Source organism: Pedobacter nutrimenti (assembly GCF_032678445.1).
GTDB lineage: Bacteria > Bacteroidota > Bacteroidia > Sphingobacteriales > Sphingobacteriaceae > Pedobacter > Pedobacter nutrimenti_A.
Genome location: NZ_JAVTSQ010000010.1, coordinates 323,758 through 337,063, shown reverse-complemented (window position 1 = coordinate 337,063; position 13,306 = coordinate 323,758). Strand labels below are relative to the sequence as shown.

The following is a 13,306-nucleotide window of genomic DNA, read 5'->3' as shown; positions in this document are numbered from 1 at the left end:
TCTCTTTGCAGAAAAGCGGCTTTTTTTTTATTTGAATAGATTCTACGACATACTTACTTGTCTTTCGGACTAAAGTCGCTTTCCACTACTTTCTCGTTTACCAGCAATTCTTCCAATTTTATAGTCATGAAGTTACCCTCCTCTCCAATTAGCTGCTCAGAAAAATAGGTAAGCGGACCATATTTTTTATACTTCAAGTATAACACTGTTTTAAAACTATCCTTGTTTGCATTAGCCAACTTATCGCTGCGCAACATCAGATAACTAGATTTATCAAAATATAAAATCTCGACCAAACCATTCTTCAATGTACCTTTAACTTTGTAACAGTCTGCCTTGTCTACTTTGCCATCTTCCATTAATTCAAGTGTCCAAAGCTCTGGATTGATGTAATCCAGCTCGTTAAAAATATTTTGTTTGTAATTTTTGTCCTCAAATGATTTTGGATCAGACTTCTCCGCCACACCGTTATTAGTTTCGTAACCTTCCTTTCCGTTAAACCAGGTTTGAAATACGGTTCTTCCTTGATATACGATCTGAAAACTCCCTTTATTAGGCAACATTTCTTTCACAATCCAGTTTACCGGTCTACCTTCCATTTCTGTTCCCATATTGGAGTACAAAGTTTTTACGCTTCTCAGGGTTGTTTCACCTCCCATTGCTTCAATAGATTTTTTAACAACCTGAATAGCGTTAAGCGCATGGTTATCCTGTGCATTTACCAGTAAGGTGCTAGAAAAAAACAGGAAAGAAAGTGTTGTAAAGATTTTGTTCATATGTGCGTTAATTAATTAGAAATTTCTAAGTTAAAATTACAGATAATAATTTTAATTATCCTCTCTTAGGTTATCACTCTAATGGAATAATTCTTAAATAAAATCTATTAATACAATTGATCAATAATTTCTTTACCTTATGTATTTGTAAATATTTTCAGTCACATTATGCTAAAAAACGTACTAAAAAGAATTTCCCAACTATCCATAAAAGCTGGAGATAGTATATTTTCAGAAGAACAAATTGAGTCTGAATGGATAGGTAATAAACCTGCAGAAATTGATGCCATAGAAGCAACTGAAAAAAATCTCGGCATAAAACTCCCCCAGGATTATAAAGACTTTCTTTTAATCACCAATGGATTTGCAGCAATAAGAAATAATATCGAACCCAGATTTGAAACTGTGGATTGCATTGATTATTTAATCAATATTGACAGTGATGCAATTGAAATATGGAATCAGGAAGGCTTAGAAGACGTTGGCAAAGAACTGGCAAGAGCAATATTAATTGGAGGTATTGAAGAGGAGCAATATTTTCTCATTATTCCGCCAAAATCACCTGCGGATGACTGGAAATATTGGAAGTTTGCTTCCTGGATTCCCGGTGAAGATCCCTATGAGAATTTAATTGATTATTTCACAAACGTACTGGAAGCTTTAGAAACAGAAGGAAAGAATCAGCCTATTTAGACCATACTTAATGATTGCTAAACGAATATTAGCACTCAACTACTTAGTATAAATGAAGCTTCCTTAATCCACATACACAGCTGTTGTAGGCAACAGCTGTTTAATTCTGACACCATCTGCAGCAGGATATTGATTATTATACAAATACAACGTTCTTAATGTATTCGATAATTTTCCGAAGTCATCGGGCAGAGATTTCAGCCTATTTGCAGATAAATTTATAATTGATATTTTAGGCAGATTAAAAAAACCTGCCGGCAATACTTCAATCTGATTACTGTTCAAACGGAGTTCGTTTAGATTTTCCAGATCGCCAATCGACTCAGGTACTGTTTTAAATTTCCCGTATTCAACATCCAAATAAACTAATTTGCGCAGATTTCCCAAATCCGCTGGCAGTGCTTCCAGTGCAGTTGAGTTCACGGAGCAATTTTTTAGATTCGCTAATTTTGTAAAAGACGCCGGAAGGTTTTTAAACTGACCACTAATAATCAGGGTTTCCAAATTCTTCAAATTACCAAAGTTGCTGGGTAAAGCAGTTAAATACGCTCCGGTCAGCAGGAAATTCTTAAGGTCTAAACTCCCAAATGTGGACGGAAGTTCCATGTATTTTCCTTCCATGATCAGTGTATCCAAGGCGCTCAAATTTCCAAAATCATCAGGCAGTACAGGATTTGCAGTTGTAGTGTTAAAGTACATTCTTCTCAGTTTCTTAAGTTTAGAGATTGAGGCTGGAATGCTTTCAGCTATACTCACATCTAGCACCTCCAGATTAGATAAGTCTCCAATCTTCGAGGGTAGCCGTTGAATCGGGTTAAGGTTGGCCTCTAAGTATTTTAATTTTTTTAGTTTGCTAAAACTCTCTGGTATAGATTGCAACCCTATCGCAGTACATTTAAAATATTCCAGACTTTCAAGATTCCCAAAACTCTCCGGAAGGGAGTAAAAACCTCCTCCGTAGCTCAGAATCAGTTGTTTAAGTTTACTTAGCATACCGATATTTTCAGGTATCGATGAAATGTTGGTGCTGGTAAAATTCAGGGTTTCCATCTGTTTGAATTTATCGCCGATAATTACAGGAAATTGCCCCACAGAACTGCCTTGCAAATCCAGGAACTTCAGATAGGTTAAGGCTTGTAAAGCCGGAAACTGCAAAGTATCGCTAAGGATCCAGGCAATACCACTGGCATTGAGATCCAGTTTTACAATATGTCCATTTTCATAGGCGATCCGGTTAGATGATGCATCCAGCTGTAAATCATAAAGTGCTTCCGTCTCTAAATAATTACCTGTCTTAAATTCAATGGTTGTGGAAGCTGATTTACTGCCGTAATAAGTAGTCCAGGTAATTTTATAACTAGTATTTGCATATCCCTGGAATTGTACATATGGAGAATTGATATCAGGAACAACAGTACCTCCTGAAGTCAGACTGACAAGTTTTGCATATTTACCCTCAATAGTCCAGAGTCCATTGTCGTATTTATTGCCACTCAGGAAAAATTTGGTACTATTTCCTGGCACATTATTACCAATAACTGCTTTTAATGGCTTGAATGTAACCTGAACTGTTGATTCGGAATATTTTGTTCCATTTGCGCTTACAGTCCATTTTAGTTGATAGGTTTCTCCTGGCATCCCGTTGAACTTCGAATCAGGACTAACATCGCTGGAGAAATAAACTTTGCTTTCAACGAGACCCTTTTCAACTGTCCATTTTCCCGTTTGTCCTGCTTTGAGACTGTCAGCATTTAAAGTGACCTGGAATTTTTCAACGTCATTTTGATTTGTCCCTGCGGCTGCAAAAGGCAAAGCTGGTTTAATTTCTGTTTTTTCATCTTTCTTGCAGGCAAACAGGCATGAAAGTAAAATTACAAAGAACGTATACTTGACAGTTGGCATAGAGAGCATAATTAAACTTTTGATAAGGACGATTAAATGTAAACAGACTTTACACAACCTCAAAATTAATTTATATTTACTGCTGATAATAACTCTCAAATGCGAAAATTTCTATTGCTCCTCTATGTATCTGTTGTATTGTTGTCATGCAAAAAGACAGTTATTGACGAAATAGCAGGAGACTCTTTTAGAATCTCCATCTTACCGATACAGAGCCCAGCCTTTAATCAGTTTAAAATTGCCGGCACTTTAGAAATAAGGAAAACTGCCACAGATATTGAGTACGGCCTCGTAGTTAGTAAATTATTGAATCCAACTATTGAAACCGCTAAGATATACAAGATCGGCGGTTCCAAGAATTCTGTAGACTTTACTCAACAATTAACAGATCTGGATACAGGTTCCGTGTATTATGTAAGAGCATACGGTAAAGGAAATGCAGTGACAGAGTATTCTGCAAATCAGGTGATTGGAAAAGTATCCCCCCAGATAGTATCTGCAGACAACAAAGTAAATTATGGCAGACCATTGCTTATCACGACCAATATCAGTACGCTTACCAAAGAATCACCTGTAAAAGTTTTTCTCAACACGACCGAGCTTATAGTCACATCTATCAGCGGCAGCAACGTAGGCAGTGCAATTACTGCACAATTCTCCAATCAGCTTGCTCCAGGTGTTTATACCTTAAAAGTGTCTATAGATAATCTTAACCTTGTCTATCAAAAAAAGGTGACGCTTCTTGAAGGCACCTGGCAACAACTGGAAAATCTGCCCGCAGATAACGGCGGCTTGATTGGTACTGCTAACTATTTTATCAGCGGCGATTGGATTTATACTTTTGGGGTTGCTTCACAAGCAGCTACTACTATTGCAAACTTCAATAAGTACAATTACAAAACAAGGCAGAAAGTATTGCTTACTCCATATGATCCTGTCTACGCACTTGAAAAACCAGCTATTTTGCAAGAAGGGTCTAATATACATATGATTTGTGGTGATCTAATTGGTGGATACCAAAATGCAGTTACTACAAAATCACATTATGTTTATAACATGACCACAGACAACTGGATAAAAGAAGCCGATTTTCCCGGTGGAGAAAGAAGAAATCCGGTTGCTATTGTCGCAAATAATAAACTATATGTTGGGATGGGCTACAAAACAAGTCCAGTCATCGTCTTCCCTAGCTCTAATACCTATTACACGGATTTTTGGTCTTATGACCTGACGACAAAAGTTTGGAAAAAGCTTTCTGACTTTCCGCAGAGCAAAGGTCGGATGCTCAGTGGTACTTTCACCATCGGATCTAAACTATATATAACTGGCGGTGCAGCAGGGGAAACGGGCAGCTCCTCGTCAGGCGCAGCATCAAAGGAGACCTGGTGTTACGATGCTGCTACTGACCAATGGACCAAAAAAGCAGATTATCCCGGTAAGGGTGAAATTGCATTTGCTAATTTTTCAATTGGAAACTTTGGCTATGTTGGTTTAGGCGAATCGCTTTTCTATGACTCCTACTTCGGTAAAAATCTAGACCAGCAATTTTTCAAATACGATCCTGCAAATGATAAGTGGACTGAAGTAAGTAACTTAAATCGGGGGATATCTCAGGGCTTGTCTGGCGCCAATGGCATTCAGGGATTTGCTGGCGGTGGATCAGATGCCTATGGTGGCCCAATTAAAACACTATATATGTTCACACCTTAATTCTCAACTTCTTGTCCGATTTAATTATCTTTAAAACAACAACCATGTTTAAATGCTCTTTACGCTACCTTAGCGCTACTTTAATAACCACCATGTCTATTTGTTCACTCCATGCCGTCGGCCAGGAGATTCCTACAACTATACATGGCGAAAAGATGAAAACCTTTATTGCTTTAGAAAAGAGACTGGGTAGTAAACCGTACCAGCCTGAGGGTGATGTTATCAGTGGTGGTGGAATGGAATGGCCGATGACCTACAGACGTACAGAGAAAGATATTCCTGATCTATTGGTTACCTATACTTTCAGTAAACAGGATTCTTTAATACATCAAATTGAGTACGAATGGGATATGACTAAGTTTGAGCCGAACCAGAAAACTCAGCCCCTTAAGATTCAAAAAGCTTTTATCAAAAAATATCTGACCTTAGTACAGCAGCTTGATAAAAAACTAGGAAAAAGTAATCAACGCGGCGACTTAAGTGACCTCACAAAAATAGACCTCAAAGGCGGCCTTAGTCGTAGTGATTCGTGGATCCCAAATGACACTACCGAGGTTCATATCTATTCAATATTCAGTAACTATCCAGAAGAAAAAGGCGATATCAAGATAGATCCGACTAATCGAATCAGACTAAGTATATCCAAAATGAAAAAACAGCCTCCGGAGCTTAGTGAAAAAGCAATCATGGCTGCTCAAAAAAATTATGACCAGTTCATCATTAAATTACGTGCAGGTGATCTGGAAGGTGCCAAAGCTTATGTTTCTACCTTAATAAAAAATCAGTTAACAGAAACCGCATTTAATCTTCTCAAAGCATCCATCAAACCTGGAGGCTTCAAAATCTACTACCAGACTTTGCAACAAATAAACGGAACTAATTATCTGGTTATTCAATTTGCATACGACGATGCTCCTGAAAGACCAAAAGAAGTCATAAAGGTTCTGTTTGACAAAGAACATACCATCATCGGTATCCAACCCTTGGTATGGAAAGAAAAGACTTAACCTATCTCAATTTCAGCTGCCCGGCCAAGAGAAAGTCTTCTTGATTCATATAGTTTAGCCACGTGAAAAAGAAATATTATATTTATGGTTTAAATGCTCTAATGAAATCTACGACTAAATTCCTCCTCAGCTCTTCTATATTAATAACATTCGCATTATATGCGCTAAGCAGTCATGCTCAGATAAAATTGAACGGATCTTACGTAGGCACAAAGGTCACCTATCTTACCGATGATGAACTTCCCGACGATAATATTCTTAAATACACCTACGTCAAATATACTTTCAGTAATTCGAACCAAATCAGCACAACGGGGGCCTATTATGAGAGAGGTACACCTTATTCATTTGTAATCAGTGGAAACCAACTAGTTATAAAAAGTGATGCCGGAGGTATTATGAATACAATGAAGATTATGGAAAGCACAGAAGACAAACTGGTGCTTATTAGTGCTGCTCCAAACGGTTCGTTAGAAGATCCCTGGGCTGTTAAGTACACACTTTACAATGAACAATTTATCCAAAAAAAATTGCTTCTTAGTCCAAATGATATCTTCAGTATCAAAGGAACGGATACCATCTACAAATCAGGACAGAAAATTTACGCTCAATTCCAGGAACCTTCTTTTCAATCTTATATTTACGGACAACTAAGTAAAAAAAAGAAGAACGTTAAGAGCGGGCAACTCCTCTCTACTTTTATTATAGATGCAAATGGCCATCCTGACAGCCTTAGAATTATCCAGGGAATCAACCCCAAATTCGACGCTGAATACGTCAAAGCCTTTAATTCAGCCAAAAATATGTGGCAACCTGCTCAGTATAATGATAAACCCGTCAAAGTAATGATGAACCAGAAATTGCAATACCTTACCTCTGAGCAAACATTACCATCCTATTTCAGTTCCCAAAAGGCAAATACTGCCTATAATAATCAAGATTATGAACTTGCGCTATTCTATTACGACCAAGCACTGGAAGCCAGAGCAGACGAAGTAGAAAACCTATACCACCGGGGAATCTGCAAAAAAGCACTGGGCAATTTAAAAGGAGCATGCGCAGACTGGACTCAAATACAACTCCTGGGTTATAAAACGGCAGATGAGCTTTTGCTTAAATACTGCAAATGATTAACTAGCTATGAGTGCATTAAAATCCAAAAGTCAAATTGAAATACTATTAGAGTCACTAAATATTCCGTATTACGATCGCTTCCCCCTGATTAATAAAGAGCAGGAATCAGAAATCAGATCGCCTCAAGACATTGCTAAACGAATATTGGTACTCACCTATTTATCTTACATATCGGATGTCGAGGAAGACAGACTTGAAGTAATAGAATTCTTAAAAGAAGAAGATCTTTGGGATAGTGTAACAAAGCAGGAGCAGAAACAATTTTTGAAAGAAAAATTAACAGAAAAGGAAAGAACAAACATATCGTGGCGTTCGGAGGGTATTTGGCTATTATTGTTCACAATTAATAAAATTGACAAACTAGAGCTTCCTCAACAAGAAATTGCAATGGACTCTATTTTTGCCCGGATCCCTGATTTTATGACGGAAACCAAGGAGTTTATTCAATCTGCAGTAATCAGACCACCTGCAGAAATATTAGATCTATTCGATTTGATTTATAGAATACATTGGGCTGTAAGAAATGCAGCATTCAATAACCTGGCTCCTCTAGATGTAAATCCAAGCATAGTGTTCGAACGCCATCATGCAATCAACTGGGTGGTAGATTCCTCTTTAAACTGGGATGATGTTACAACTGATACTTAAATTAAGCATCTCGTTTGCCCTTAGAACCGTATTCGTTAGCCACCACCCAGGAAATAAACTATTTCATCCTTTTAACAGCCAGGCCATAAGCTATATCAAGATGCTTTTTTAATACCGGCAGGTTATCCTTACCCGGATTCACAATACACAACCAATACATTGCTCCGTAAATGGGATGAGGCATCACTACATTTTCAGCCGTGAAATCCATTCCAGAGTCTACATACGCGCCAATACCTTTCTTTAACGCAATACCATCAAAAATTGTGGAGAATGAAGCCTTGTCAATACCAATATTCAGTCGAAAGAAACCCTCCCTATTCAACTGAGATACGCTGTCAAAATCGTTGTCACTGGTAACAATAGTTGCAAAAGGCATCATCTTCTCCTGATCATACATAAAGAAAAGGTCACCATTTGCTTCTGTAACGTTTACATTTTTAAAACTAGATAAGATATACGCAGTAATTTCTTCAATGTTCATAATCAATTTTGCTTGTGGTTAAATTGTAAATGTCTGTTGCTAACTTTAGATTTGCAAGTAGTTACCTCCTTGTACAATAGTAACAAAAAGTAAAACTTTATTGATTTACAGTACTTTAAATTTTCAATGCAACAAAATAAAATGGAGACCTGTCCATTTCAGGAAGCAATGGATTTGATGTCGGGCAAATGGACCATGACGATCATCAATACACTCATGGCCGGTAAAATGCGGTTCAAGGTACTGGAAAGATCAATCCCCGGTATCAATACGCGTATGTTGGTTAAAGAGCTCAAACAATTGGAAAAAACCGGAGTTCTTACCAGAACGGCCTATGCAACAGTTCCTCCAACTGTAGAGTACGCACTTAGCGAAAAAGGCATTTCTTTAAAACCCGTCCTTGCAGCTGTTCAGGACTGGGCGTTGAAAAACATATAACCAGATAAATTATTGACGGCTTATGAGCAGTTGCTACTACTCACACCTTAAACCATACACCGTAAGAGTTTATATTAACTTTACTTAAAGTTTCTACTTAGTTTATTTTACCTTTATTTTAAAATAAATATTATATTTATAGTTTAAATACCATAGGTGAAATCTACGAAAGACAATAAATGATATTAATAAATTTTTGGCAGCAATCTCCCTTTAACACGTATTTCAAATTTAACAAAACAATTACTAAACCTATAGGTTGATTTATGGAGATAAATCATATATTTGGAAACCTATACGCATTCAAATTCGAAGGTGAAGACATGAATGAATATTATAAGGCATTCGATAATTGGACAAATCCGATGGATTTAAAGATCTTTTTCGAATCTCATGAAAAAGATTTGTCGACTGGCTTTTATTCTGGAATTAGTGTTAATGATGCTGTAATGCAAACAGTAGATGAAGCCTATGATTTTGAAGAACTTATTGAAAAAATTACACCGGATGGAAATTTAGAATCAATTTTTACAGACCTAGATAAAAAACAACTTCAGCACCAAAAGATATGTAAAAAGAAAGCTTATGGTGTAGAAAGTCAGAGTTGGCTAAGACTGTACGCCATACAAATTGAAGGTTTATTTTTGATTACGGGTAGTTCGATAAAATTGACAAAAACAATGAATGAAAGAGCATATACGCATAAAGAAATAAACAAAATTGAACAGTGTAAAGCATTCTTAAAAGAGCAGGGCGCCTGGGATACTGAAGCAATTAAAGAAATGGAATCATAGCATGAACTCAAAAACGAATTTTCAGGAAAAATTAGATAACCTGGTATCGGAGGACAAGTCCAATGGCCAAGAAAGGGCTAGGTTTAGAAAACAAAACAAAGATTGGCTGCTTAAGTCAGCAGAAATTGCATTGAGGGTTATTGATACCTTAAAGGACAAGAAGATGACTCAGGCAGAACTTGCTATTCAATTGGAAACCAGTCCTCAAAATATCAGCAAAATATTGAAAGGTCAGGAAAATCTTACACTTGAAACAATTGTTAAACTGGAAAGATCTCTGGGTATAGATCTCATTACTATTCCAAAATATATTAAACAAGTTGAGATTAAAGTCCCTCAGTTTGATTTCTCTTCAGTAGTGATTCCACCTACTGCTTTTACCTATATAGAGGAAACAGTCGTAGTGACCAAACATTATGCAAAATACCAGAAAGAACCTGCTTTTGTAGAACCGTATAGATTAACAGCATAATGATCAAGTCCGACAAACTTATAGGCTACCAGCTCAAAAGTATTTCAAGTAATCAGTTTGCGATTATTGATGACCTGTACATCTATGGTGAAACTCCTAAATTGGATGCATCATTTGCCTTCGCTTTTGAATATGAAAGGAGAATAATCAGCTGCAGGGCAAAATTCAGTTTTCATAGCTCTAAAGGCTTGTTCATGATCATTGAAGGAAGTTGTCATTTTGATATAGAGCTTGGGAGCTGGAAAGAAATGATACAGGATAACGGGCGCTTAAAAATTGAAAAAAACTTTGCGGCGCATATGTCAAGTTTGACAATTGGAACTGTTCGTGGAATGCTACATGCTAAAACTGAGCAAACCATATATAATCTAATATTTATCCCAGTGATTAACGTAGAGGAATTTATCAATGAAGATGTTATCATTGATCCTAGAAGCAATCCTGTAACTTAAAATATAGAAACAGAGGAAATAAGATTAGCGGTTGGTTGTTTCTTTGTTTGTCGGCACATAGTAAAGCATTACCGCACCACCACTAAAAACCTTAGTTTTTATCAGTTTAAGGATAGTTCTCTCGTTTATATTTTCAAACAATGGCAAACCGCTTCCTTCAACAACAGGGTAAATACAAAGTTGGAGTTCATCAATCAAATTAAGTTTCATGAGCTGTATAATCAAACTCCGGCTGCCAACAAAAATAGGCCTGCCCGGTTGTTGTTTGAGTTCTAAAACTTCTTCTTCAAGGCCCCGGTTTGCGAGCTTTGCACTCTCCCACCCTATATTTTTCAGCGTGTGGGAAAAAACTATTTTTTGAATTTTATCTATCGCCACCGCAAAGTCGTCCATTGATTTTTCACCCGAAGGATTTTTCACCATAGGTTGCCAATATTCCATCAATTGATAGGTTATTCTCCCGTACAGAATTACATCTCCCTCAATCAACAGGTCCATATAATGCTGATGTATTTCTTCATCTGGAATCCCTGCCGTATGGTCGCAAAACCCATCAAGCGTCATATTAATTGCTGCAATTACTTTTCTCATATTTTTAATATTACTTCTTAATAGACTGAATCACATTCTTTAATTGATGTAAATGCCGCTGCGTATGATAGGTGTTGAACCAAGCCCACTCCAGTCTCGTAAATGCGCCGTATTGTGGAATGACAAAATCAAGACAGGTTTTAGAAAGATCCCTGGTATCTATAATTGTTACAATCTGCGCAGTACGATCTCGTAGATTCTCTAATAAACGAGATGGATCAAGGTGCTCCTCAGAGGGTAATATTGCTTCAGGAGACTTCATTTTTATATCAAAATCCGTGAATAGATCTTTAATGGATTGGACTTTTTCATCAGGCTCACGGTGCGTGGGTTCCGTACGTCCGGTCATGGTTTCAGCAGATGCGTAGGATTTGAATAGATGATCACCAATTTGCCCGGGAGACCATGCTCCATGTTTCGGTTTCCTGTTCAGTTCATTTTCGTCCATTGTCTCCAACAACGTGATGAACTCACTTGTTGCTTGTTGAAATGCTTTATCTAGTTCCATAGAAGTAAAGTTACCGTATCAACCTGCAATCCACAGGGTTGAATTGTGACAAAAGCAATGGTAATCGCGACAAAAGCAGAAAGGATTTCGTTATTTGAGTAACAACGCTCCTATATTCTTATTAAAGACACTCCCCTGGTCACAATTTGTAAAAAACACATATCCATTTCGATTGCTTTTATTAATCTTAAATCCCGACTGAAAGTCGCCGTTATTCCCTCCATGCTCATATACAACACCGAAACTTGTTGGTTTTATAGCAATTCCTAATCCCCAGCCAGTATCTCCATTGAATATATAATGAGGAGTGTTTTTATCAAGCTGCACTTGCTCTTTGAACATTTCGTCGTTCAAAGATTTTGATAGTCTATGTCCATTCATCAGACCAATAAGAAAATTAGAAAACCCAATAGCTTCAGCATGTAGTCCACCAGCAGCATCAAACCATGTTGAATCTTGTTCCGGGAAAGCTATTGGCCATGCTTTAGACACAACTTTACCTTTAACATGACCTTTTACCTTATGTTTTGTTATATAATTTGCCCAACTAAACCATGCCTTTTTCATATGAAGAGGTTCAGCAACTTCCTTTTGGAACAAAGGATCCAGCGTCTGGATAGTCAAATTACTCAAGTGAGCAATGACTTTAGTCAAGTAGGCATAGCCTTCACCGGAATAGGCGAATTGTGTCCCTGGAGTAAATTTAAGATACAATTCACCATACTTGTACTTGCTTTCATCACGTTTATCAGAATAACGCCAGTTTGGAAAACCAGTTGTATGTGATAATACCATTCGAGCCGTTATCAATTTATATCTTTCATCTTTTGCAATGTCCTGATAAGGCAAATAACGATATAATGGTGTGTCCAGATTCAAAACTTTCTTATCGACTAATCTTAATACAAAATATGCGAAGACAGTTTTTGACATTGATGCAGCTTCAAAAATGGAGTTGTCATCAACCTTCACTTTTGTCTCTATATTTGAAATACCTAGGGAACGATGATAAACAACCTGACCATTGTTAATCAAAGCAAAGGATAAACCAGGCATGCCTAGAGAATCCATCTGTTTTATAATGAATTTATCTAAATCACCAACACTTATTTTATTTCCGCTCAGCGTCTGTAATTGCGAATAGCCCTTATAATTTAAGAGATTCAAGAGGAGAAACAGGCTGGTAAAAAAAATATTATTCTTATTCATAACCAAGAATAAGACCCAATACTACTATCATATGTTACAGTTGTATTTTCATCCTTTTTACCACAGCAAGCACGACCTTAAATTCTACGGCAGAAAGGTTTCATGTAAATCCAGCCATTGCAAATACCCTTCTTCATGACGAACAAATAAAGCAGTCGAAATCCGCTTATTATCTGCACCTCCCCCAGTTTGGGTTTCTACATACTCCATCAATATTGCCCCTTCCTGCTCAAAACGCAGCTTGATGTCTTTAACTTCCAATACAATTCCCGGTTTCGCCGCATATACAGAGGGTAACCAGTCAGCCAGATCAATGCGATCCTTACATGCTCCCGTCGGACTGATCATTCTGAAATTTCCATGAAACTTCTTCAAAGCCAGCATTTCTTCCTTTTCTTCCGGGCTCATCTCTCCCCTAAACCATTTTTCAATCTGTTCATGAAAGTGAACAATTTCATACCTGGCCAATTCATTTAAATTCATCATGA

Annotated in this window: 16 protein-coding genes; 9 read left to right on the top strand and 7 right to left on the bottom strand. The window is 37.2% G+C overall.

All coding sequences use genetic code 11. The features are described 5' to 3' along the window. Nucleotides 1-53 precede the first annotated feature (53 nt). Nucleotides 54-776, bottom strand: coding sequence for a hypothetical protein (locus tag R2S08_RS19850; protein WP_316836762.1), 723 nt, complete (start codon nt 774-776; stop codon nt 54-56). A 168-nt stretch (nt 777-944) separates the two neighbouring features. Between R2S08_RS19850 and R2S08_RS19845 the strand changes: the two genes are divergently transcribed. After that, nucleotides 945-1,469 (top strand): SMI1/KNR4 family protein, encoded by a 525-nt coding sequence (locus tag R2S08_RS19845; RefSeq protein WP_316836761.1) that lies wholly within the window; start codon nt 945-947, stop codon nt 1,467-1,469. A 63-nt stretch (nt 1,470-1,532) separates the two neighbouring features. Here R2S08_RS19845 and R2S08_RS19840 read toward each other — a convergent pair whose 3' ends face one another. Continuing rightward, complete coding sequence (locus R2S08_RS19840) at nt 1,533-3,371, bottom strand: hypothetical protein (RefSeq protein WP_316836760.1); 1,839 nt, start codon at nt 3,369-3,371, stop codon at nt 1,533-1,535. A gap of 99 nt (nt 3,372-3,470) precedes the next feature. Between R2S08_RS19840 and R2S08_RS19835 the strand changes: the two genes are divergently transcribed. From R2S08_RS19835 to R2S08_RS19820, 4 genes are all read left to right on the top strand, one after another. Continuing rightward, the gene (locus tag R2S08_RS19835) at nt 3,471-5,081 is read left to right on the top strand and encodes a hypothetical protein (RefSeq protein WP_316836759.1); all 1,611 of its coding nucleotides are present in this window, start codon (nt 3,471-3,473) and stop codon (nt 5,079-5,081) included. A gap of 44 nt (nt 5,082-5,125) precedes the next feature. After that, the gene (locus R2S08_RS19830; protein WP_316836758.1) at nt 5,126-6,088 is read left to right on the top strand and encodes a hypothetical protein; all 963 of its coding nucleotides are present in this window, start codon (nt 5,126-5,128) and stop codon (nt 6,086-6,088) included. A 101-nt stretch (nt 6,089-6,189) separates the two neighbouring features. Continuing rightward, entirely contained in the window at nt 6,190-7,218 is a 1,029-nt protein-coding gene (locus R2S08_RS19825) for an energy transducer TonB (protein ID WP_316836757.1), read from the top strand. Between the two features lie 10 nt (nt 7,219-7,228). Further along, nucleotides 7,229-7,870, top strand: a complete 642-nt coding sequence (locus tag R2S08_RS19820) for a DUF4272 domain-containing protein (protein ID WP_316836756.1) — start codon at nt 7,229-7,231, stop codon at nt 7,868-7,870. Between the two features lie 58 nt (nt 7,871-7,928). Here R2S08_RS19820 and R2S08_RS19815 read toward each other — a convergent pair whose 3' ends face one another. Beyond that, entirely contained in the window at nt 7,929-8,354 is a 426-nt protein-coding gene (locus R2S08_RS19815; protein WP_316836755.1) for a DUF6194 family protein, read from the bottom strand. A 126-nt stretch (nt 8,355-8,480) separates the two neighbouring features. Between R2S08_RS19815 and R2S08_RS19810 the strand changes: the two genes are divergently transcribed. The 4 genes from R2S08_RS19810 to R2S08_RS19795 all read left to right on the top strand — a co-directional run bounded on the left by R2S08_RS19810 (nt 8,481) and on the right by R2S08_RS19795 (nt 10,510). Continuing rightward, on the top strand, nt 8,481-8,792 hold the full coding sequence (locus R2S08_RS19810; RefSeq protein WP_133782919.1) for a winged helix-turn-helix transcriptional regulator: 312 nt from the start codon (nt 8,481-8,483) through the stop codon (nt 8,790-8,792). Nucleotides 8,793-9,058: 266 nt separating this feature from the next. Then, nucleotides 9,059-9,586: a hypothetical protein gene (locus R2S08_RS19805; RefSeq protein ID WP_316836754.1), complete on the top strand. Its 528-nt coding sequence runs from the start codon at nt 9,059-9,061 to the stop codon at nt 9,584-9,586. 1 nt (nt 9,587) lies between these two features. After that, on the top strand, nt 9,588-10,058 hold the full coding sequence (locus tag R2S08_RS19800) for a helix-turn-helix transcriptional regulator (protein ID WP_316836753.1): 471 nt from the start codon (nt 9,588-9,590) through the stop codon (nt 10,056-10,058). After that, nucleotides 10,058-10,510, top strand: a complete 453-nt coding sequence (locus R2S08_RS19795) for a hypothetical protein (RefSeq protein ID WP_316836752.1) — start codon at nt 10,058-10,060, stop codon at nt 10,508-10,510. Before R2S08_RS19800 ends, R2S08_RS19795 begins: the two co-directional genes overlap by 1 nt. Nucleotides 10,511-10,534: 24 nt before the next feature. Here R2S08_RS19795 and R2S08_RS19790 read toward each other — a convergent pair whose 3' ends face one another. From R2S08_RS19790 to R2S08_RS19775, 4 genes are all read right to left on the bottom strand, one after another. Continuing rightward, nucleotides 10,535-11,101 carry a dihydrofolate reductase family protein gene (locus tag R2S08_RS19790; protein WP_316836751.1) on the bottom strand — a complete coding sequence of 189 codons (567 nt, stop codon included), beginning with the start codon at nt 11,099-11,101 and terminating at the stop codon, nt 10,535-10,537. Between the two features lie 10 nt (nt 11,102-11,111). Continuing rightward, nucleotides 11,112-11,609, bottom strand: coding sequence for a DinB family protein (locus R2S08_RS19785; RefSeq protein ID WP_316836750.1), 498 nt, complete (start codon nt 11,607-11,609; stop codon nt 11,112-11,114). Between the two features lie 90 nt (nt 11,610-11,699). Then, a complete protein-coding gene (locus tag R2S08_RS19780; protein ID WP_316836749.1) occupies nt 11,700-12,818 on the bottom strand; it encodes a serine hydrolase domain-containing protein in 1,119 nt (372 codons plus the stop codon). An 84-nt stretch (nt 12,819-12,902) separates the two neighbouring features. After that, on the bottom strand, nt 12,903-13,304 hold the full coding sequence (locus R2S08_RS19775) for a hypothetical protein (RefSeq protein WP_316836748.1): 402 nt from the start codon (nt 13,302-13,304) through the stop codon (nt 12,903-12,905). Nucleotides 13,305-13,306: the final 2 nt, after the last annotated feature.

What these genes read in the sequence shown, in the direction of transcription:
- R2S08_RS19850 (WP_316836762.1), bottom strand. Translation starts at nt 776, where the DNA reads ATGAACAAAATCTTTACAACACTTTCTTTCCTGTTTTTTTCTAGCACC.
- R2S08_RS19845 (WP_316836761.1), top strand. Translation starts at nt 945, where the DNA reads ATGCTAAAAAACGTACTAAAAAGAATTTCCCAACTATCCATAAAAGCT.
- R2S08_RS19840 (WP_316836760.1), bottom strand. Translation starts at nt 3,371, where the DNA reads ATGCCAACTGTCAAGTATACGTTCTTTGTAATTTTACTTTCATGCCTG.
- R2S08_RS19835 (WP_316836759.1), top strand. Translation starts at nt 3,471, where the DNA reads ATGCGAAAATTTCTATTGCTCCTCTATGTATCTGTTGTATTGTTGTCA.
- R2S08_RS19830 (WP_316836758.1), top strand. Translation starts at nt 5,126, where the DNA reads ATGTTTAAATGCTCTTTACGCTACCTTAGCGCTACTTTAATAACCACC.
- R2S08_RS19825 (WP_316836757.1), top strand. Translation starts at nt 6,190, where the DNA reads ATGAAATCTACGACTAAATTCCTCCTCAGCTCTTCTATATTAATAACA.
- R2S08_RS19820 (WP_316836756.1), top strand. Translation starts at nt 7,229, where the DNA reads ATGAGTGCATTAAAATCCAAAAGTCAAATTGAAATACTATTAGAGTCA.
- R2S08_RS19815 (WP_316836755.1), bottom strand. Translation starts at nt 8,354, where the DNA reads ATGAACATTGAAGAAATTACTGCGTATATCTTATCTAGTTTTAAAAAT.
- R2S08_RS19810 (WP_133782919.1), top strand. Translation starts at nt 8,481, where the DNA reads ATGCAACAAAATAAAATGGAGACCTGTCCATTTCAGGAAGCAATGGAT.
- R2S08_RS19805 (WP_316836754.1), top strand. Translation starts at nt 9,059, where the DNA reads ATGGAGATAAATCATATATTTGGAAACCTATACGCATTCAAATTCGAA.
- R2S08_RS19800 (WP_316836753.1), top strand. Translation starts at nt 9,588, where the DNA reads ATGAACTCAAAAACGAATTTTCAGGAAAAATTAGATAACCTGGTATCG.
- R2S08_RS19795 (WP_316836752.1), top strand. Translation starts at nt 10,058, where the DNA reads ATGATCAAGTCCGACAAACTTATAGGCTACCAGCTCAAAAGTATTTCA.
- R2S08_RS19790 (WP_316836751.1), bottom strand. Translation starts at nt 11,101, where the DNA reads ATGAGAAAAGTAATTGCAGCAATTAATATGACGCTTGATGGGTTTTGC.
- R2S08_RS19785 (WP_316836750.1), bottom strand. Translation starts at nt 11,609, where the DNA reads ATGGAACTAGATAAAGCATTTCAACAAGCAACAAGTGAGTTCATCACG.
- R2S08_RS19780 (WP_316836749.1), bottom strand. Translation starts at nt 12,818, where the DNA reads ATGAATAAGAATAATATTTTTTTTACCAGCCTGTTTCTCCTCTTGAAT.
- R2S08_RS19775 (WP_316836748.1), bottom strand. Translation starts at nt 13,304, where the DNA reads ATGATGAATTTAAATGAATTGGCCAGGTATGAAATTGTTCACTTTCAT.